This window comes from Mesorhizobium sp. M0030, assembly GCF_040323695.1.
GTDB lineage: Bacteria > Pseudomonadota > Alphaproteobacteria > Rhizobiales > Rhizobiaceae > Mesorhizobium.
Genome location: NZ_JAMYVE010000020.1, coordinates 38,166 through 58,210 on the forward strand (window position 1 = coordinate 38,166; position 20,045 = coordinate 58,210).

A 20,045-nucleotide genomic window follows, 5' to 3' on the forward strand; every position below is an offset into this window, starting at 1 on the left:
GATGGACATGATCGAGGAAAACTTCGACGCCATTGTTGTTGGGGCAGGCATGTCCGGAAACGCAGCTGCTTACACCATGGCCAGCCATGGCCTGAAGGTGCTGCAGTTGGAGCGGGGTGAATACCCGGGCTCCAAGAATGTCCAGGGTGCCATCATGTACGCGAACATGCTGGAGAAGATCATCCCGGATTTCCGGGATGATGCGCCTCTCGAGCGGCATTTGGTTGAACAGCGGCTTTGGGTGATGGACGACACATCCCATACCGGGATTCACTATAGGTCGGACGACTTCAATGAGGCGAAGCCCAACCGATACACGATCATCCGTGCCCAGTTCGATAAATGGTTTTCGCGTAAGGTGCGCGCGGCCGGCGCGACCGTTCTGTGCGAGACGACCGTGACGGAACTCATCCGTGATGCCAAGGACAGGGTGATCGGCGTCCGCACAGACCGGGCGGGCGGGGCCATCTACGCGGACGTGGTCGTTCTCGCAGAAGGTGTCTGCGGACTGCTTGGCACTCGAGCAGGCCTGCGCGAGATGCCAAAGCCGCAAACCGTGGCCCTCGCCGTCAAGGAAATGCATTTCTTGCCCGAAGAGGTCATTGAGCAGCGGTTCGGCGTAAAGGGCGATGAGGGCTGCGTGATCGAGGCGGTGGGCACGACCTCCCGCAGCATGGCCGGGCTCGGCTTCCTCTATACCAACAAGGAGTCCATCTCACTGGGCATTGGCTGCCTCGTCTCCGATTTTGCCGCGATGGTCGAGAGCCCCTACGTTCTCCTTGATGCCTTGAAGAGCCATCCTTCGATCCGGCCGCTGATCGCCGGCTCGGAAGTGAAAGAATATTCCGCACACCTCATTCCCGAAGGCGGCTACAAGGCTATTCCGCAGCTCTTTGGCGATGGTTGGGTCGTGGTCGGCGATGCCGCGCAACTGAACAACGCGATTCACCGCGAGGGTTCGAACCTCGCCATGACCTCCGGCCGCATTGCGGCTGAGGCAATCGTCGAGGTCAAGAGCCGCAACGGTCCGATGAACAAACGGAATCTCGCCCTTTACAAAGCCATGCTGGACAAGTCCTTCGTGGTCAAGGACCTGAGGAAATACAAAGACATGCCGGCCTTGCTCCACACCAATTCCAGCAATTATTTCACGACTTATCCGCGGTTGATGTCGCAAGCTGCGCAGAACTTCATGCGTGTCGACGGCACGCCGAAGATCGAGAAGGAAAAGGCGACCACGGCGGCCTTCATCAAGGCGCGCTCGCGCTGGGGGCTGGTCAGCGACGCGGTCCGCCTTGCATTGGCGTGGCGCTGAGGGGAGACGATATGACCAGCGCAGCGACGAAGTCACGTGTCGAGGACAAGCTTTACCAGAACCGCTACTTGGTGGATTCCGGCCGCCCGCACATCAAAGTGCGGCCGCACCAGAAGCCGAGCGCGAATTTGCTCGCGCTGACCCACGTCTGCCCGGCGAAATGTTATGAGTTGAACGACAAGGGTCAAGTGGAGATCACTGCCGACGGCTGCATGGAGTGCGGCACCTGCCGGATTTTGTGCGAGACGAGTGGTGAGATCGAGTGGAACTATCCACGCGGCGGTTTCGGAATCCTCTTTAAATTCGGATGACCGGCGCACGCACACTTAAGGCGGCGATCATCCAGTACAGCTGAGTCTCGGCCATGCCATTTTTTGCTTTAATCGCCAATAAATGAAGAGAAATTGCACGAATACTGTTCTTGCATAATTCAGCCTCAGATAAAAAATGCAGGTTCACTCTGGACGACAACCGCTGAAGTCGTCTCTATGAGCCACCGGGCCGCAGATCGGGTCGACGAGGCCCTGAACCGCCCATCGAGCATGCCCTAAGCAGATACCCGCTCAGGGACTCTACGATATGTGAAGGTGCTGACCGCCCCGAGCGAGCTGGAGATTACGCTCGCCATACGCTGGCCAATTGTCGTGAACGTCCTGCCCACGTTTCTGCAGACGGGTAATTGAGCGATCGTCGTCCTGGACGCTGAAGGAGAGCCGGAGATTGCCGCCACTGCCGGCAATACCCACGCACCTCAATCAGGCACTCGCCGCCTCATATCACAGGCCGTAACAGATCAAGCGAATTGCGGCTGCCGGCCAGTCGCATCGGCGCCTCCGCAGCAAGGTATCTCCTCTTACGGCCGCATCCGAACCATGCCGCTTGTCGCCCGCATCTGACGGCACGCAACCGGCTGATCGACGCGATTGACTAGGCCGGTTGGGTTCTTCCAGGGCGGCTCGTATCCCTGGCCTCACGCCCTGGATAATCGGCTACGCCCTGCGCCGGCATGGTGTCAAGGTTAAGAAATTCGGGACGTCGTGATGACGTCAAGCGTAAGCAGCCCGGAGTGGTCTCGCTCACACTCTGCGCGCCCGAGGCTGCTAGCCTCGCGACCCTATTTGCTTGTCCACTGTCGTAAGCCCCACAAAGGTGTGTCGGAGCAATCCGAAGGAATCTGACACGAGAAGCCTATTCGTGAACCGAAACAGCTCTTTGAGTTGGCATAGCTCTTGCGCTTTGAACTGCGACATCACGCAGCAACGGAGCCGTTCATGTCTGCACCGGCAATTTCGCTTGAGAGCCTCAGCACGACATTCGGTGACCAGTTGCTTGGCACCATGAAACTCGGGGGCTGCGCGTCTTCGTCCTGCGGCTCGTCGACAAAGCCCGACGACACGGATCCGGCTGTCTGGGAGAAGATCAAGGATCACCCCTGCTTTTCAGAAGAGGCGCATCACTATTTCGCGCGTATGCACGTCGCGGTCGCGCCGGGCTGCAACATCCAGTGCAACTACTGCAATCGCAAATATGACTGCGCCAACGAAAGCCGGCCTGGGGTGGCCTCTGAAAAGCTGACGCCCGATCAGGCGCTACGCAAGGTGATCGCGGTCGCCAACGAGGTGCCGCAGCTTTCCGTGCTCGGCATCGCCGGACCGGGCGACGCCTGCTACGACTGGAAGAAGACGAAGGCGACCTTCGCCAGGGTCGCCAGGGAAATCCCAGACATCAAGTTTTGCATATCCACGAATGGGCTGGCGCTGCCCGACCATGTCGATGAGCTTGCTGACATGAATGTCGATCACGTGACGATCACGATCAACATGGTCGACCCTGAGGTCGGCGCAAAGATCTATCCTTGGATCTTTCACGATCATCGCCGCTACATCGGCATTGAAGCCACCCGGATCCTGCACCAGCGGCAGATGTTGGGCCTGGAGATGCTGACCGCGCGGGGCATCCTCACCAAAATCAACTCGGTGGTGATCCCGGGCGTGAATGATGAGCATCTGATCGAGGTGAATAGATGGATTAAGGAGCGAGGCGCGTTCCTGCACAACCTTATGCCGCTGATTTCGGACCCGGCCCACGGCACGCACTACGGTCTGAGCGGGCAGCGCGGCCCAAACGCCATGGAGATGAAGGCTCTTCAGGATCGTGTCGAAAACGGCGCCCAGTTGATGCGCCACTGCCGGCAGTGCCGGGCAGATGCCGTGGGCCTGCTCGGAGAAGATCGTGGCCAGGAATTCACAGTCGACCGGATCCCCGGCGAGGTCACCTACGATGCCAGCAAACGCAAGGCCTATCGGGAGCTGGTCGCGGAGGAGCGCCGTGATCACGTCGAGGCTAGGAGAGAAGCGATCGGATTGGTCAAGGCAGCGAGCCCCGGCAAGTCCCTTCTCTTCGCGGTGGCGACCAAGGGCGGCGGCCGCGTCAATGAGCATTTCGGCCATGCGAAGGAATTCCAGGTTTATCAAGCCTCGCTGAAAGGGATCAGCTTCGTCGGGCATCGGAAGGTGGACAAGTATTGCCTTGGCGGCTGGGGCGCAGAAGCCGCCCTCGATGGCGTCATCGCAGCGCTTCAAGGCATAGATATCGTGCTGTGCGCCAAGATTGGAAATTGCCCGCAGGATCAGCTCGCGGAGGCTGGAATCAGAGCCACCGACGCCTGTGCCCATGACTATATCGAGACAGCAATCAGCGCGATTTACATCGCCGCATCTGGGACCCCCACACTCGCGGCGACGGCCTGAGCTGTCTCATTCATTCGGACCAGGAGTTAAAATGGCTTTCAAGATCATCGCATCCCAATGCACCCAATGCGGCGCCTGCGAATTCGAATGTCCTTCCGGCGCGATCAAGTTCAAAGGCGAGAGCTACGTGATCGAGTCACAGAAGTGTACCGAATGCGAGGGGGTCTTCGATGCGCAGCAATGTGCCTCGGTATGTCCGGTGCCGAAGACCTGCGTTCCTGCGTAACGGACATTGGACTGCCGACATGGTTGGGGGCTGCCTACGCAGGACGCCTGGAACGCCTTGTTCGCAATCTCAGCCGCAAGAGAAATCAGGGAACGGACATGTCGCTCGGACGCGAAGAGGAGATCGAAATCCGCAGGCCTCCACGATTCATGCCGGGAGAGCGGGTACGTGCCACTCGCCACATAAAGAATGACGGCACCTATCCTGGCAGGGAGATCGGCGAAAATCTCGTGCGGAAGGGGGACGAGGGATATGTGCGCGACATTGGCACCTTCCTCCAGCAGTTCTTCATCTATGCGGTCGAGTGGATCGACCGTGGCACCGTCGTCGGTATGCGAGCGCGTGAACTGATGAGCCTCGACAAGGCCGAGGCGCCCTGCAGTGCTGAAAGCAATACCAATGAAGGGACGGCCAGATGAAAGTCATGATCCGCAGGACCGATGCTGGTTTGTCGGCGTATGTCCCCAAAAAGGACCTCGAAGAGCCGATCATCAAACTCGAGAAGGAAGAGTTGTGGGGCGGAACGGTCACGCTCAGGAACGGGTGGCGGCTCCTCCTACCCGATCTCCCACATGATACGCGTCTGCCGATCACCGTCGAGGCAAGGAAGATTTCCGAAGAGGGCTGATGCTGCCCCTAGGTGCGTCGCGAGGAAACGAGATGAACACGATCCTGACATCGGGCCACCTCGTCATTGTGCGGGACAGTTTTGCTGAAAAGCTGCTTGACCTGGCGAAGGAAGCGCTCGCCGCCGATGAGGTGATCCCCTATCTCGGTCCGGGTCTTCTTGAGTTGAACTGTGTGGAACCGCCTGTGCCGCATAGCCCGGAGGTTGTTGCCGCGGCACTCAATGCACGGGCTCCAGCCCCTTCCAGGATCCGCACCAATATGTGGTCGGTTGCACAGTTCATCGAACAGCGCCGGCATCGCCGGACGCTTCAAGCTTGGATGACCGACATATTCGCAGCGCCGGTGGGGCCGACCCCCTTCCACGCCTGGCTCGCAAGGCTGCCACTCTCCCTCATCATCGACAGCTGGTATGACAGCGCGATGCGCACGGCTCTGGTAGAGACCGGCCGAACGGACGTCGTTGAGATACAAGGCGTCACGCGCGCGAATGAAATCGGCAACATTTGGACGAAAACCTACGATTTGTCCGGGAGGGAGCTCGACCCCCGATTGGGGGCCAAGACGGTTCTCTATTCACCTCACGGGAGTATTAAGCCCGCGCAAAACTTTCTCGTCGCAGATTCCGACTACGTCGAAGTCCTGTCCGAAATTGATATCCAGACACCGATCCCAGACGCTGTGAAGGAACGGCGCATCACCCGTGGATTTTTCTTCGTTGGCTGCCGCTTCAACGATCAGATGCTGCGCACCTACGCCAGACAGATCATGAAGCGCTCCCGCGGTCCCTATTGCACCGTAATGGACGCCGAAACCCTGACCAGAAACGAAGCGCGTTTCCTTGCGGCAAGCGGAATCACGGTGATCGACATGCCACTAAGTCAAGCGGCGGCTCGGCTTGTGGGAACGGGCACGGCTGCAGGTTGAGGACGGGATTAACAATGACGGATGCCTTTGATGATGTCTGCTTCGGCTTTCCTCGAAGGCGCAAAATGCAGTCGGGAATACACCCGTGAACAGTGATGCTGCCAGTAGCGCAACGAACGCACTGAATTCGTTGACCCATGTTGAAGCGGCGCGCTGGGGCCCGGATTTGAGTACGCTGTTGCGCATCACGCGTATGAATCTGCGCCATCCGTGGCAGGTTGCCCTCGCTATGGGCTCGACGATCATGGCGGCAATCCTCCAGTTGCTCATTCCCCAGCTTCTCGGCCGGGCTGTCGACCAGACCCAGACAGCTATCGGGGGCGGCGTCGCGGGGGCCGCGGCAGGACAAGCGCTCTGGGCCCCGGCTCTCCTGCTGCTCGCCGTCAGCGCGCTACGCGGCGTTTTCACGATGGCGCAGAACTATTTTGCCGAAGCCGTCGGGCATCATGTCGCGTACGAATTGCGGCTCGCCTACTACGACAAGATCCAGCGTCTCAGCTTTTCCTTTCACGACCGGGTCCATTCAGGCGATCTGATAACCGCCGGAATGCTCGATCTCGAAGGCGTGCGGATGTATTTTTCCACCGGGCTTATGCGGGTGCTCCTGCTGACGATGCTGATCGGGATTGGCGCTTACATGATGATCTCGACCGATCCCATGCTCGGCTTGGCCGCGCTCAGCTTCGTGCCTTTTGTCGCTTGGCGCTCATCGACCACACAGCTTAAGCTGCGCGCCACCTGGCTCGACCTCTATGAGCGCCTTTCGGTACTAAGCCGCGTGATGAAGGAAAATCTCGCAGGTATCCGCGTGGTCCGCGCTTTTGCGGCTCAATCCTATGAGATGCTGAAGTTCGACGGCGCTTCCAAGAACGCGCTCGACCTCGCCAACGATCTCGTTGACATCTACGTACCCAACACGTCAGCGATGACCTTGTCCTACTTTTTCGCAATGGGATTGGTGCTTGGGATCGGTGGCAACAAGCTCGTCGCTGGCGAGATCAGCGTCGGAACCATGGCGACCTTCCTGACCTTCATGACCATGCTGCAAATGCCAGTCCGCCAGATCGGTCTCATGGTCAATGCGTTTGCCCGCGCTTCTAGCTGCGGTTCGCGGCTTTTCGGTCTCCTCGATCAGGAGATCACCATCAGGGATGCTCTCGAGGCCAGACCGCTTGAGATAAGTGACGGCACTCTGCGCTTCCACAATGTCTCATTTGCCTACCCCAACGCCGAAAACCGCGCCATTCTGAAGAACCTCAGCTTTGAGGCCCGGAGAGGCGAGACGATCGCTATCGTCGGTCCGCCGGGTTCCGGCAAATCGACGATGGCTCATCTGGTCCCCCGCTTTTACGACGTGACCGGTGGCGCCATCACGTTGGACGGCCAGGACATACGCAATGTCACCCTCGAGAGCCTTCGCAAGGCGGTCGCGGTTGTACAGCAGGATGCGTTCCTATTCACCACAACGATCGAGAACAACATCGCTTATGGCGATCCCTGGGCGAAGAGACAGCGAATTGAACGCGCTGGAGAATTCGCCCAGCTCCACGACTACATCCTCGGGCTCCCGGCAGGGTATGAGACGGTCGTGGGCGAACGCGGCGTTTCTCTCTCTGGCGGCCAGCGCCAGCGTCTCACGATTGCTCGCACCATGATGCTGCGCCCCTCCGTCATCATTTTCGACGACTCGATGGCCGCGATCGATGCCGGCACCGAGCTGCGCATTCGCGCGGCGATGCGGCGCTTCGCAAAGGATCGGGTGACGATCATCATCGCGCACCGGCTGAGTGCGCTTAAGCATGCCGATCAAATCCTTTTTGTCGATAACGGCGAAATCGTAGAACGCGGCACGCATGAAGAGCTTCTGGCGAAGCGGGGACGCTACAGGGCCCTTTACGATCTCCAGACGTGCCCGGGTGATAGCATTATTAGCCAGGATGGGGGCGCCCGCTGATGGACCGGGGCCGCGGCGAACTCGAAGCCGAACCTGACGACGGGAGACGCCCTCCGCGCGCGGTCGTCGGCTCGCACCGGATCGAGGAGGAGATGTTCGGCCGGGCTTTCGACAAGAGCATCCTCCGTCGCATCTGGGGCTTCGTCCATCCCTACCGGGCAAAGGTAGTTGTCACGATTGTCGCGATGCTGATCTTCACCGGGACGCAGCTTCTCATCCCCTTGATCATCCGCTACGCGATCGACCTCGGCATGAACCCGGCAAGGCCCGATCGCTCAGCCCAGCTTGCGGCCGTCGGCGCGTTCCTTTCGGCGATTTTGGTCAATTTCGCCGCCGGCTACATGCAGGAAGCCTTGGATGGGAAAATGGCCGAAACTGTCCTGTTCGACATCCGCCGCGCCATGTTTGGCCATCTGCAAAAGGTTTCGCTCTCTTTCATGGACAAGACCGAGGTCGGACGCCTGATGTCGCGCCTGCAAGGCGACGTTAACTCCATACAGGAGTTCCTGGAAACCTCGGTATATTCCCTAGGCGATGTTGCGCTTCTCTTCGGCATCGTTTTCGTAATGCTGTGGCTCGACTTTCGCCTCGGCCTCCTGACGCTATCGGTTCTGCCGATCCTGGTGATCGTCCGCATTGTCTGGTTGCCGCGTGCCCGCGACGCCTTCATGGCTGCACACGAAACCAATTCCGTCGTCAATGGCGCGCTGGCCGAAGCCATTCACGGCGTGCGGACCATACAGTCAATGGACCGCCAGCAGGTGAATTTCAGTCTTTTTGACGATCGGGCCCATGCCAACCTCAGGACCCACCTGATCGCTGCCAGATATGCACTGGTCATGGTGCCCATCGTCGATGGCATCACCGGCCTCGCCTTGGCCGCCGTTATTGTGGTCGGCGGCTCGATGGTCATGAATAGCCGTATAGATGTGGGCGTGTTGGTAGCCTACCTATTTTACATCCAGCGCTTCTTTGACCCGATCCGCTCACTCACCCTGCAATATTCGGTCATGCAGCGCGCCATGGCCTCAGGCAAGCGCCTGACGGATGTGCTCGACGTCAAGATCGATGTTAAGGACAAACCCAATGCCGAGGTGCTTTCGCCCGAAATGGACGGCTCGGTCGAGTTTAGGGACGTCACCTTCGGCTACGATCCGAACCGTTCGGTTCTGAAAAATGTCTCGTTCAAGGTCAATCCGGGCGAGACGGTCGCACTAGTCGGACCGAGCGGTTCTGGCAAATCGAGTGCGATGGCCCTGGTCCACCGCTTCTATGATGTTCAGCAGGGTCAGGTGCTGGTCGGCGGACATGATGTACGCGACCTCACCCAGGAATCGCTCGGCCGCCAGGTCGCCATGGTGCTGCAGGAGCCATTCCTGTTCACCGGGACGGTCTTCGAGAACATTCGATACCAGAAGACGGAAGCCACGCGCGACAAGGTGATCGAGGCGGCCAAGGCTGTCGGCGCGCATGACTTCGTCATGAGCCTCGCCGACGGGTATGAGACCCAACTTGGCGAACGCGGCGACAACTTATCTCTCGGCCAGCGCCAGCTTATCAGTTTCGCCCGCGCCCTCGTCGCTGACGCCAAGATCCTCGTGCTCGACGAAGCTACCGCCAATATCGACAGCTACACGGAATTGCAGATTCAGAAGGCTCTGATCAAGCTGCTTGAAGGGCGGACTGGCCTCGTCATCGCCCACCGTCTCGCCACGGTCCGGGGGGCCGACCGCATCATCGTGCTTCAGAATGGCCAAGTTATTGCGACTGGCAACCACGATGAGTTAATAGCCATGGGCGGCCTGTATTCCAAACTCTACTATCTCAACTACGCCTCCTTCGACGACCTTCCCGAACACGATACCACCGTCCAAGCTGGCTCTCAGACCTGACATCTTGGCGGCCTTGTGGTAGTGGCGTTGACTTTCGGGCGTGTCGGCAGACCACTCAGGCCACCGCATCCGGCCAGCAGCCAGCACTCAAGAACGAGCACTCCTCGCAATTCGTGAAGACCGGCTGCGAACGATTTCCTCCAGCATCGTATCCGACCGCGGTGCACCACCATCATCGGGCGAGCTCGCTGGAGGTGTTGGCTGGGCGTCGCAAAGCCGCTCGCGAGCGCGCCCTCAATAGCGCCGTAGCGAGTGACGGCTTTGCCACCGACGGGCCGCTGATGAAGCTGGATTAGTGGGCGCCGCACCGACGCCGCCCCGGGCGAGAAGAACCTCCTGCGGCTGGCTATGGGCAACGACTAGCGCCAGCGCGACGAGCAGACGCGTGCCGGCATCGTGACGCGCTCGGCTACCCTCTCCTTAGGATCGTGCATGTTCACACGATGGCCCAGACGCCAGCCAACGCACAAGCTGGTATTCTGTGCCGCCTGCTCGTCGTCAGTTTGGCCTCCTCCCGATTGCCCGCCCCACCACGTGCAAGCTCGAGCACATGGTCAGCCAAGTCGAGCCATGATTTCGGACTGAATGGTCCTCGCGGTGTAAAGGGAAGCATCTAGCGGCAGATTTCCAAATGCCATTTGACAAAGCAGGTAGTTGGCACCTGCCTCTTCCAACTGATCTAGCAGAGCTTTTCGCACAGACTCTGCTGATCCTACCACGCACAATTCACTCTCGACTGCCGCATCGAAGGTTAGCGGCAAGTTTGGTGGAGTGGGGATAGCGTTAAGCTCGTAAAGGAATTGGAAGCTCTTGAGCCAGCGTGCGTAAGCAGGTGCCGCGAGCGAATAGGCATGTGTGTCACAACGCCCAATCACGACCATGCGGAGCAATCCGACAAATCTCCCTTGATCCCCGCCGCCTGCGTTGTCCTCTCGATAGGCGCGGAACGCATCAGTAGTTTTGCGAACAGAAGAGGAAGGTCCTACACACGCGATATTTGTTCCATTCGCAGCGGCCCAAGCTGTGGACTCGGGTCGATTGGCAGCGACCCATGTGGGCGGATGTGGACGCTGATGAGGTCTTAGCGTCAAAGGAACGTCATTGAGATCAAAATGGCGGCCTTGATAGCATAGCGTGCCGACCTCCCTCGAATTCACAAGTATTTGCATAAGAATTTCGCTGGCTTCGGCATAACGGCCCGGCACCGCGTCCGCACCAATCCCGAAGTAGCCCAATTCGGTCGGGAGAGCACCGCGCCCTATGCCCAGTTCGAGCCTGCCACCGCTCAACTGGTCCAGCATACAGATCTCTTCGAACGCACGCAGCGGATGATAAAGCGCAAGCAGCATCACCAAGGGTCCGAGACGCAAGCGCCGGGTGCGCTGGGCGACGCTCGATAAGAACAGATTCGGCGATGGACCTCTCCCATGGGGAGTACAGTGGTGTTCTGCGAGATGATAGGCATAGAACCCTAGCTGATCGCACGCCTCTGCTAATATTAGGCGATCTTCGTACTGCCGGCCTATATCGCGGCCATCCTCATCCAAATGATCGAAGATGCCGAAAGCCAGGTTTGAAGGAAAGACGTTTGTCACTCTTTAAGTCCCCGATTTTAAAAGCAGGCTGTTTTCTTGCTGGGATCACCAGCAAGTCGGAAGAGATGTGTGTGATCGCCGATTAGCGTCAGCGTAACGAAGAAGCAGAGCCTGACGCTTCCCTGCCTCTGGAGCTTGGCACCGTTAAGCTTCCAGCAATGTCGCCAGCGGCAGCAAGAAATTCATCCATCTGCTCTTTTGTGCCGATGCTGACGCGGATACAGTGTTCCAAGCCTTTGTCCGGAAAAAACGCGACAAGTATCTTTTGCCTCTCCAATGCTGCTTGCCACCATGAGCCGTCCTGTCCCGCGGGCACACGGGCCAGCAAGAAATTTGCGCGGGAGGGTGTTACGGAAAATCCGAGTTGCGATAGTGCAACTGTCACTCGCTCTCGTTCATCCTTGATGTGCTTGTGGTTGTCTGCGTAGGCGCCGCGATGCGCAAGCACGCTGATACCAACGGCATGCCCGATCACGTTCATGTTGAAGACGTTCTGGATGTTTCGCAGCCTTCCAATAATTTCAGGGTGACCGAAACCGAAACCGACGCGAATGCCGGCGGCGGCATAGCTTTTCGAGAATGACCTCAAGACCAGAAGGTTCGAATACCGGTTGATGAGGCGCAGTCCGTGATCGGGTGCAAAGTCGACGTAGGCCTCATCGAGGACAATCAAGCGGTCCGATTGTGCTACGAGGCGTTCGATATCGCTTATCGGGAGGAATGTTCCGGTCGGATTGTTTGGATTGGCCAACATAATAAACTTGGCGTCTTTTGCCGGACCAGAAAGCAATTGCTCCATTGGCAGGGAATGAGCTTGACATCCGATTTCGAGGAACTCAGCGCCCTGGAGCATGGCAAGTTTGCGGTTGAACGAAAACCCTGGCGACATCATCGCAACCTTGTCGCCGGGTGCGAGGAAAGCTCTGTAGATCAGTCCGAGCAGTTCAGACGACCCGTTGCCAGCGATGACCTGATCCCTGGAAACGCCATAGGCGCTGGACGCTGCTTCCCTCAGTCTGAAGTTATCGTCATCCGGATATAGATACTGGCGCTTGAGGGCCGCCACTGCACTTTGCATTATGATTGGCGGCAACGGAAACGGGTTCTCATTCGTATTCAGCTTGATAAAATTTGCGTCCGGCGCTGGTCCGTTGGACGGCAGAGCATCCAACTGTCGTGTCACTTGCGAAAGAGCCGAAAGCACAGTTTGCAGTTTTGCGTCGGACATATTTAACTCCGTTTCAGTCACACAGGGGCATCCGCATGAGCTCGCAACGAGAGCAACATGGCGGACGGGATTGGACGATGGCAGGGTTGCCTTTCACACAATGGTCGCAGCGCCGGCTGACATGGGAATTCAGCCACCTGTCCTCGGTCGAATCGAGTTGACGCGCACGCGGATCTGCATCGCTGCGCGGCGCCAAGGCGCTAAGCTGCTCAGCTCATGCCCAGGGTCATGCTTTCAAAGACGCTTGATCTCGACGCCGTATTTCCTCAGCACGTAGCCAATCTGGCGCGGGGTCAGCCCAAGCAAGCGCGCTGCCTTTGCCTGCACCCAGCCACATCTTTCCATGGCAGCAATGACGCGCTCTATATCGGGCGTCCTCGCGCCAATTGGGTGGGTTGCGCCGGCAAGTGGGTTAGTCGCGGCCGAACTGGCGGCCTCGTCCGGGGGCTTGGCCAAATTCGCTGACTCCGGCAGGATCGGCGGTGGTTGCAGCGCGGCCTTGCCCGATCTGCACTTCCACAGCGCCTCGGCAAAGCATTGGCCTTGGGAGCAGGCAAAGTCGTTTCTCCCGATTGACAGTCCCTCGGCCAGGATCGCTGTCCGGTGCACGCAATTTTCAAGCTCGCGAATGTTGCCGGGAAACTCACATTTCATCAGCACTTCAATCGCACGCGGATCGAAGGTGAGCGTACAGCCGTTCTCGTCGTTGAACTTCTTGAGAAACTCAGCTGCGAGGAGCGGAATATCGCTGCGCCTTTGGCGCAATGCTGGTACCAGCAAGGGAACCACGTTGATGCGGTAGTATAGGTCGGCGCGGAACTCATTCCTTGCAACCGCCTCTTCCAGGTTCCTGTTCGTGGCGGCAATCACGCGAACATCGACCTTGATGGTCTGATTGCTGCCGACGCGCTCAAACTCCTGCTCCTGCAGCACGCGCAGTAGCTTTGCCTGGAACGAGGCCGAGATCTCGCCGATCTCATCCAGAAACAACGTCCCCTTGTCAGCGAGCTCAAAACGCCCCTTGCGAGAATTGAATGCGCTTGTGAAGGCACCCTTCTCATGACCGAACAATTCGGATTCCAGGACTGTCTCTGGGAGCGCTGCACAATTGAGTTTAACGAAGGGCCGCTTGGCGCGCGGCGACAACTCGTGAATTGCCTTGGCAGCCAGCTCCTTCCCGGTACCGGACTCACCTCGCAACAGAACTGTGGTTTTTGCCTTCGCTACGACCGCGATCTTCTCCAGCAGGGCGCTTATCGCCGGACTGTCACCAATCATCCCCTCGACGTGGACCTTTTTGCGCCGGGGTGCAGGGTGCTTAACATCAGAAAATTTCGTTTGCAGCCGATGTTCCAGCTCCGGCGTTCGCTCGCGGTCGACCGCGGAGAAGCGATGCAACTTGACTGTCTGTCCCACCATGTTGGCAATCATGGTAAGCAGCCGGACATCATCGTCGAGCCGATAGCTTGACCTGCTTTCCAAAACCCGGTCCAAAGTCAGCGCGCCTATGGCGTTCCCATCAACACGAATGGGAACGCCGATGAACGACACGGTGTCGGAGGCCCCAAGCACCTCGATATCAGCGGCAGTGAAGGTCGGATGCATCACTATGTCGTCGGCGACAAGCGGCGTGTTGGTCGTCACAATCTGGTCGATGGCGTTGCGCGGCAGGCGCGAGCGGGAGGGCTCATTGCCGTTCGTGCCGCAGCCGCTGGCCACTGTGATGTCCAGTCCGCCCTCGGCATCGCAGAGAGCGATGATGCCGTGCCGCATCTGCACAAACGAGTGCAGGAGATCGACTACCTTGGCCAACTTGAGTTCGAGCCGGGCGGCATCGGCGAGTACTTTCGATATTTCGAAGATGCCGGTTAGCGCGCGCTCGTGCAATGCCACACTCGCAGGATTCGTGTCGGACTTTGGACAACCCTTTATCGCATTCGGCAGCGATATGCCGCAGTCGCGGGCATTCTGTTCTGACTTGCTAATGTTGTGGTGCATGTGATCCTCGATCTCGCGCCATCAAATCTAGGCTGGCGGCATGTGCGCCGCGACATCGTGGGCACGCGCGAAAATGCTCCGACGTGAACTCGTGCCGCCGCCGTGTGGTCGAGTGCAAAGCGGGTCTAGCCCTGACGCATCGCTTGGCTACTCCCTCCACGAGGCTTGGCCATGTTATTGGCTTGCCCCGGGCAAACACACGTTGTTTTCAAAAGACTGGAGCGAGGCGGCATAGTCAATCGAGCTTTCTTTCATCTGTGAAAGGAAACCTCGCGGCCTATGATAGGATTCATCAGTTCTATCTTTGCGTTGAAGCAGAAATACCTGGGCCGGCCATGCGTTGCCCGAGCGGCTGACCGCGCGGAGTGTAAATGCGGGGCCGTGCCATTCACCAGCGCCCGAAGGAGGGTCGGGAGCGATAATAACCGCCAACGGCACTGGTCGGTTGCGGCAACCGCCATCTTTCTCGAGTTGATCAGGCGGCGGCGATGTCGGGTGTGAAGGCGCGAAGCTGGCGTTGAGTACGACTTCCTAGGCGGTGCTCGCAACTTTATGAATCGCATCGTCGTGGTCAGCACCATCACTGGGGGCCGAAATCGGCACACTCAATGAGCGTATCGAAAAGTCTGAACAGATTACGATGCGACCGCTTGGAAACGGCTGCCCCTGCTGCGGGCGTTGATTTGCAAAATGGGTCGTCCAAAAGGCCGTCCGAATTTATTCTGTGATTGCAGTGGCTGCATGGTCGTAGGCTGTCTAGAAACGAGCGCTTCCGAACAGGGGTAAGTTAGCCTGTCATCTGGACGGCCTTGAACAGGCGACCTATTGGTACGCGCTGGCGCCAACGATGGGGCCCGGTCCAAAGCCGGCTAACGAGGAACCCACCACGCTCTGTGCAGCAAAACCGCTAGCCAGAGGGATCGACCGGCAGCACTCTGCCACAGACCATCAAGGGCGTTCGGACCGCGGGCTTGCCCGCTGGTCTGACACCGCTCCTCCATCATTGGCGAGCCCACATCAGTTCAGGTGATGCGGATTCATCTGGCATAGGTATTGCGGCGGCGTTGGTGCAGCGTTCGACCGGAGCGCCGCGATAGGGAGAAGCCCGGGAGAAGTCACGCCACCTCGATCCGGTCAGGGAGAGAGAAACAGTGTCAGCTGCACAAGTCCGCGGCGCGAGTCCCGCGCCCCGCAAACCCTTCTACACCAAGCTCTACGCCCAGGTGCTTGCCGCCATCGCGCTCGGCGTCGCAATTGGCTATTTTTATCCGGAGACCGGCGAGAGCCTGAAGCCGCTGGGTGATGCCTTCATCAAGCTGGTCAAGATGATCATCGCGCCTGTCATCTTCCTGACAATTGCGACCGGCATTGCCGGCATGAACGATCTTCATAAGGTCGGCCGGGTCGCCGGCAAGGCAATGGTTTATTTCCTCACCTTCTCAACGCTCGCGCTGATCGTCGGCCTCATCGTCGCCAATGTCGTCCAGCCTGGCGACGGCCTGAACATCGATCCGGCCTCGCTCGATGTCCAGGCCGTGAATACCTATGCCGCAAAAGCCAAAGCGCAGTCGGTCACCGGCTTCCTGATGAACATTATCCCGCCAACGATCGTCGGTGCCTTCGCGGAAGGCGACATCCTGCAGGTGCTGTTCTTCTCGGTTCTGTTCGGCATGGCGCTTGCGATGGCCGGAGAGACGGGCAAGCCTGTCGTTTCCTTCCTCCAGGCGCTAATTGTGCCTGTCTTCAAGCTCGTCGGAATTCTGATGAAGGCCGCGCCGATCGGCGCTTTTGGCGCGATGGCCTTCACCATCGGCAGATATGGCATCGGTTCGGTAGTCAACCTCGCGATGCTGGTCGCGACGTTCTATTTCACCGCCTTCCTCTTCGTGTTCGGGGTTCTCGGCGCAGTCTGCCGTTACAACGGCTTTTCGATTTGTTCTCTCATTCGTTACATCAAGGAAGAGCTGCTGCTTGTCCTCGCAACGTCCTCCTCGGAGGCGGCGCTCCCGTCGCTGATGGAGAAAATGGAGAAGGCGGGCGCCAGGCGTTCGGTTGTGGGTCTCGTCATCCCGGCCGGATATTCGTTCAATCTGGACGGCACGAATATCTACATGACGCTAGCGGCTCTCTTCATCGCACAGGCGACGAACACGGATCTGTCCATCGGCGATCAGGTGCTGCTGCTGCTCGTAGCAATGCTTTCCTCCAAGGGCGCTGCAGGTGTGACAGGTGCGGGCTTCATCACCCTGGCGGCTACGCTCGCGGTAGTTCCGAGTGTTCCCGTTGCTGGGATGGCACTGATACTCGGCATCGACCGATTCATGTCCGAATGCCGGGCGCTGACGAATTGCGTCGGCAACGCAGTGGCATCCCTCGTCGTCGCACGCTGGGAAGGAGAGTTGGACCGAGCACAGATGAAAGCTGCCTTCAGCGGTCATCAGCTTACCGAGGCATCAAACCGGCTACCCTCCTGCAAGTAAGGTGGGCGACCCACGACCTGTGAAGTCGCTTAGCTGGTCACATAACTGAACGACCGACCCGCAGCCTCTAAACGGCTCCTCACGGACCATGTATCAGAAGCGCTAAATGTGTGAGTGCAAATCGTCACCGCCCTTTAAGCGAATGAGCCTTTCAGTATACCCGGCCGGTTTACGTCTGCAATGATGTTCGTCCAACACGCTGTGCCCATTCGTATGGGGACGTCTTCACTTTGCCACCCGAAACCGAAACGCGTTAGGCGGACAGAGAGCCGGCCCGCGTCAAAAACCAATCAGAATAGGACCTATGACCAAGCGCCCCACAATTGCCGATCTCGCCCGCGAAGCCCGAGTCAGCGTAGCAACGATCGATCGGGTTCTGAACGCCCGCCATCCGGTGCGCGAGGAGACCGCGCGGCGGGTCCACGACGCCGCCCAGGCGATCGGCTATCATGCTGCCGGGCTAATCAAGCAGCGGTTGCGGCGAGACCTACCGCACTACCGTCTGGGCTTCATCTTGAGAAAACCGGCCCAGCATTTCTACCAAGATTTTGCGCGCGAGGTCGAAGCATCGGTCAATTTGGCCCAGTCCTTCCACGGCATTCCGCTCGTCGAATTCGCCCCGTCACATATGCCAAGCGACCTGATCGCGCCGCTCAAGGAGTTGGGCGCACGCTGCCATGCAATCGCGATGGTGGCACCGGACCACCCGAAAATCACAGCAGCGGTTGAGGACCTCAAGGCCAAGGGCATTCCGGTTTTCTCACTGCTTTCCGACTTCGCCGCCGGCGTGCGACAGGGGTATATCGGCCTCAACAACCGCAAGGTGGGGCGCACGGCCGCTTGGATGGTGTCCAAGGTCGCAAAACGGCCCGGCAAAGTGGCGGTGTTTGTCGGCAGCCATCGTTTCCAGGGGCACGAGCTCCGTGACGTCGGCTTTCGCTCCTATTGCCGTGAGAACGCGCCCACGTTCGAGGTGCTGGATCCGGTCATGAACCTCGAGAAACGGCAGATCACCTACGAGGCAACGCTTGATCTCATGCAGCGGGAGCCCGAGCTCGTCGGCTTCTATGTCGCCGGCGGCGGCATGGAGGGCGCGATCTCCGCGCTCCGAGAAGAGGGCAAAAGTCGGGATCTCGTCGCGATCGTGAATGAAATCACACCTGAGTCTCGGGCAGCGCTTGCAGATAACATCGTCACGATGGCGGTCGCCACGCCAATGCGCCGGCTTTGCCAGGAGCTGATAACGCTGATGACACGGGCTATCGAGACCGGCACCGCTGAAACACCCGGACAGACATTTCTGCCGTTCGACATCCATCTGCCGGAAAATATATGAAGGCGGAAGCGCGAGGTAGATTGCCTAGATCCGCAGCGTCAACCTCCACCGGCTTCACTTGCCAACATGCCCGAAGTTCTCGTGCAAGGGGGGTGTGGTCAATGATCCCGCACGGCAAGAGCCGAGCGAGGCCAGCACAGTCCATTTGGGGTCGACCTCGTCGACCGCCATCTCCTCGCCTGGCTGCACGTGACAAGCTGCGGCACAGCCGGCAAGGTAGGAAAACCATCTTCTGGGACTTCGCACGCAAATCGAGGCGGCAGTCAATTCAGTAGCAGCCCGGGCGTGTGTTCTGCTCGTTCCGGCCCCTCAGCGACCACACTTAGCAAGGAACTGCGCCGCTCTGCCGGGCCAAAGGCCCGACGCCCGAAGGGCGACCGCTCCTACGCGATCGCGTCCGCCTCCAGAGCCGCCATCGAAAAGAATGCTCGCGTCGTCACCACCTACGGCCAAAGCGGGCAATCAAGGCAGCTGGCATCACTCTGCCACACATCCTCGACGAGCAACTCGCCTGAGATCAGCCCCAGAACGTAGGTAACACGCGCCGCGCCGGCGCTTGTCGAACATGCTGATCAGCCTGTCTTACAGGCGGTGATTAAGTGGGGCTCAACATCTTCCGGGACTTCGCACGCGATTTCGAGGTGGCAGTCGGTACCAAGAAACGAAAGGTCGGATCGGCGTGCCCGAGACGCTCAATAATTTCAGGCAAAGGCGCCAGGCGAGATGCCTCCTGCAACATCATTTCCCGCATCCACATGCTTGCCGGATCACTATTGTGAAGCTCAGGCCATTGGACGGCTTCCGTGAATGCAGGAGGAGGAAGTGGCGGCGGAAGTTGGACAATCCGCAGGGGTGTTGTTTTTGCGAAATGCTGCGCCAGCCGTAAGGGCATAGTCCCGATGCGGCTGGTGCCTGACAGGACGGGCGGGATCAGGCTAAAGCCCTGTACGACAACTTCGATACGTCTCTCGAAACCGTGCTCGAGCAAATACCATTCCTCCATGGTGGGCTGCCGGGTGTGCCTGAATTTGAGCACAACATGCCCCATGCACAAGTATCGCTCGAATGTAAGTGGCTCCGACAGCTGCTTGTTCGTGCCGCAGCCTACGCCTACGAGCTTATCTTCGAACAGGGCTGCGCGAGGATGTTTCGACATGAACACTTCCGGCATAATCAGAAAATCAACGTCGCCGCGCCGGAGAAGCTCCTCGGGGTCGTCGCAAATAGGCAGACATTCAAAGCGAACGGCGGGAGCTTCCCGCGCAGCGCGCTCTACTATCTTCCTAAAAAATACGAGCGTGATGTAATCGGAAAGCATGATTCGGAAGAGACGATCCGATTGGGCCGGGTTGAAGGCGTCGGGGGAAATAATCGATAGCTGGATGTGCAGCAATGCGTCCCGGACTGCTGGGGCGAGCCCGTCGGCGCGCGGCGTCAAAATGAGCTCGCGGCCGTTCATCGTAAATAGCTCATCGTTGAAATAGGCGCGTAGCCGAGCAACGGCGGCGCTCATGGCCGGCTGGCTCAGGTTGATACTGCGAGCCGCGGCAGTGACTTTACGCTCCCTCATCAGAGCGTCCAGCACAACGAGGAGATTTAGATCCAGCCCTTTGAAACGCATGTCATGTTCTATCCAACGTGTGGATGCGTATCATTCAAACAATCAATTTTACGAATTTACGAGCCATGCATTAGAGGAACGGAAAGTGAGCGACGT

15 protein-coding genes and 1 pseudogene are annotated in these 20,045 nt (G+C 58.7%); 12 read left to right on the top strand and 4 right to left on the bottom strand.

The features are described 5' to 3' along the window. Window positions 1-7 precede the first annotated feature (7 nt). The 9 genes from NKJ80_RS28880 (at window position 8) to NKJ80_RS28920 (ending at window position 9,691) form a co-directional block, all read left to right on the top strand. Window positions 8-1,315: an FAD-binding protein gene (locus tag NKJ80_RS28880; protein WP_023687350.1), complete on the top strand. Its 1,308-nt coding sequence runs from the start codon at window positions 8-10 to the stop codon at window positions 1,313-1,315. Window positions 1,316-1,326: 11 nt separating this feature from the next. Beyond that, entirely contained in the window at window positions 1,327-1,626 is a 300-nt protein-coding gene (locus NKJ80_RS28885) for a ferredoxin family protein (RefSeq protein ID WP_023687351.1), read from the top strand. Between the two features lie 960 nt (window positions 1,627-2,586). Continuing rightward, window positions 2,587-4,065, top strand: a complete 1,479-nt coding sequence (gene nifB / locus NKJ80_RS28890) for a nitrogenase cofactor biosynthesis protein NifB (protein WP_023724583.1) — start codon at window positions 2,587-2,589, stop codon at window positions 4,063-4,065. A 31-nt stretch (window positions 4,066-4,096) separates the two neighbouring features. Then, window positions 4,097-4,291, top strand: coding sequence for a 4Fe-4S dicluster domain-containing protein (locus NKJ80_RS28895; RefSeq protein WP_023672218.1), 195 nt, complete (start codon window positions 4,097-4,099; stop codon window positions 4,289-4,291). A gap of 98 nt (window positions 4,292-4,389) precedes the next feature. Beyond that, a complete protein-coding gene (locus tag NKJ80_RS28900; protein ID WP_023687354.1) occupies window positions 4,390-4,710 on the top strand; it encodes a nitrogen fixation protein NifZ in 321 nt (106 codons plus the stop codon). Beyond that, the gene (gene nifT, locus NKJ80_RS28905; RefSeq protein WP_023672220.1) at window positions 4,707-4,919 is read left to right on the top strand and encodes a putative nitrogen fixation protein NifT; all 213 of its coding nucleotides are present in this window, start codon (window positions 4,707-4,709) and stop codon (window positions 4,917-4,919) included. Before NKJ80_RS28900 ends, nifT begins: the two co-directional genes overlap by 4 nt. A 32-nt stretch (window positions 4,920-4,951) precedes the next feature. After that, entirely contained in the window at window positions 4,952-5,845 is an 894-nt protein-coding gene (locus tag NKJ80_RS28910) for an SIR2 family NAD-dependent protein deacylase (RefSeq protein WP_352498801.1), read from the top strand. Window positions 5,846-5,930: 85 nt separating this feature from the next. Continuing rightward, on the top strand, window positions 5,931-7,799 hold the full coding sequence (locus tag NKJ80_RS28915) for an ABC transporter ATP-binding protein (RefSeq protein WP_352498802.1): 1,869 nt from the start codon (window positions 5,931-5,933) through the stop codon (window positions 7,797-7,799). After that, a complete protein-coding gene (locus NKJ80_RS28920; RefSeq protein WP_352498803.1) occupies window positions 7,799-9,691 on the top strand; it encodes an ABC transporter ATP-binding protein in 1,893 nt (630 codons plus the stop codon). The genes NKJ80_RS28915 and NKJ80_RS28920 overlap by 1 nt, the downstream gene beginning before the upstream one ends. A gap of 554 nt (window positions 9,692-10,245) precedes the next feature. On the opposite strand, the gene NKJ80_RS28925 is transcribed toward NKJ80_RS28920, so the two are convergent. The 3 genes from NKJ80_RS28925 to nifA all read right to left on the bottom strand — a co-directional run bounded on the left by NKJ80_RS28925 (window position 10,246) and on the right by nifA (window position 14,512). Beyond that, window positions 10,246-11,286 (bottom strand): LLM class flavin-dependent oxidoreductase, encoded by a 1,041-nt coding sequence (locus NKJ80_RS28925; protein ID WP_031194208.1) that lies wholly within the window; start codon window positions 11,284-11,286, stop codon window positions 10,246-10,248. A gap of 88 nt (window positions 11,287-11,374) precedes the next feature. Then, window positions 11,375-12,514 (bottom strand): histidinol-phosphate transaminase, encoded by a 1,140-nt coding sequence (hisC, locus tag NKJ80_RS28930; RefSeq protein ID WP_352498804.1) that lies wholly within the window; start codon window positions 12,512-12,514, stop codon window positions 11,375-11,377. Between the two features lie 234 nt (window positions 12,515-12,748). Further along, window positions 12,749-14,512, bottom strand: a complete 1,764-nt coding sequence (gene nifA / locus NKJ80_RS28935; RefSeq protein ID WP_352498805.1) for a nif-specific transcriptional activator NifA — start codon at window positions 14,510-14,512, stop codon at window positions 12,749-12,751. Window positions 14,513-15,663: 1,151 nt separating this feature from the next. Between nifA and NKJ80_RS28940 the strand changes: the two genes are divergently transcribed. The 3 genes and pseudogenes from NKJ80_RS28940 to NKJ80_RS31540 form a co-directional block, all read left to right on the top strand. Further along, complete coding sequence (locus NKJ80_RS28940; RefSeq protein ID WP_023706359.1) at window positions 15,664-16,992, top strand: dicarboxylate/amino acid:cation symporter; 1,329 nt, start codon at window positions 15,664-15,666, stop codon at window positions 16,990-16,992. A 304-nt stretch (window positions 16,993-17,296) separates the two neighbouring features. Beyond that, window positions 17,297-18,328, top strand: a complete 1,032-nt coding sequence (locus NKJ80_RS28945) for a LacI family DNA-binding transcriptional regulator (protein ID WP_023672231.1) — start codon at window positions 17,297-17,299, stop codon at window positions 18,326-18,328. A gap of 281 nt (window positions 18,329-18,609) precedes the next feature. Continuing rightward, window positions 18,610-18,843: pseudogene (locus tag NKJ80_RS31540) on the top strand (IS1634 family transposase); the annotation flags it as partial. Window positions 18,844-18,923: 80 nt separating this feature from the next. On the opposite strand, the gene NKJ80_RS28950 reads toward NKJ80_RS31540, so the two are convergent. Next, complete coding sequence (locus tag NKJ80_RS28950; RefSeq protein ID WP_023712679.1) at window positions 18,924-19,949, bottom strand: LysR family transcriptional regulator; 1,026 nt, start codon at window positions 19,947-19,949, stop codon at window positions 18,924-18,926. Window positions 19,950-20,045: the final 96 nt, after the last annotated feature.

Coding starts and splice junctions, on each gene's coding strand:
- NKJ80_RS28880 (WP_023687350.1), top strand. CDS start 8: ATGATCGAGGAAAACTTCGACGCCATTGTTGTTGGGGCAGGCATGTCC.
- NKJ80_RS28885 (WP_023687351.1), top strand. CDS start 1,327: ATGACCAGCGCAGCGACGAAGTCACGTGTCGAGGACAAGCTTTACCAG.
- nifB (WP_023724583.1), top strand. CDS start 2,587: ATGTCTGCACCGGCAATTTCGCTTGAGAGCCTCAGCACGACATTCGGT.
- NKJ80_RS28895 (WP_023672218.1), top strand. CDS start 4,097: ATGGCTTTCAAGATCATCGCATCCCAATGCACCCAATGCGGCGCCTGC.
- NKJ80_RS28900 (WP_023687354.1), top strand. CDS start 4,390: ATGTCGCTCGGACGCGAAGAGGAGATCGAAATCCGCAGGCCTCCACGA.
- nifT (WP_023672220.1), top strand. CDS start 4,707: ATGAAAGTCATGATCCGCAGGACCGATGCTGGTTTGTCGGCGTATGTC.
- NKJ80_RS28910 (WP_352498801.1), top strand. CDS start 4,952: ATGAACACGATCCTGACATCGGGCCACCTCGTCATTGTGCGGGACAGT.
- NKJ80_RS28920 (WP_352498803.1), top strand. CDS start 7,799: ATGGACCGGGGCCGCGGCGAACTCGAAGCCGAACCTGACGACGGGAGA.
- hisC (WP_352498804.1), bottom strand. CDS start 12,514: ATGTCCGACGCAAAACTGCAAACTGTGCTTTCGGCTCTTTCGCAAGTG.
- nifA (WP_352498805.1), bottom strand. CDS start 14,512: ATGCACCACAACATTAGCAAGTCAGAACAGAATGCCCGCGACTGCGGC.
- NKJ80_RS28945 (WP_023672231.1), top strand. CDS start 17,297: ATGACCAAGCGCCCCACAATTGCCGATCTCGCCCGCGAAGCCCGAGTC.
- NKJ80_RS28950 (WP_023712679.1), bottom strand. CDS start 19,949: ATGCGTTTCAAAGGGCTGGATCTAAATCTCCTCGTTGTGCTGGACGCT.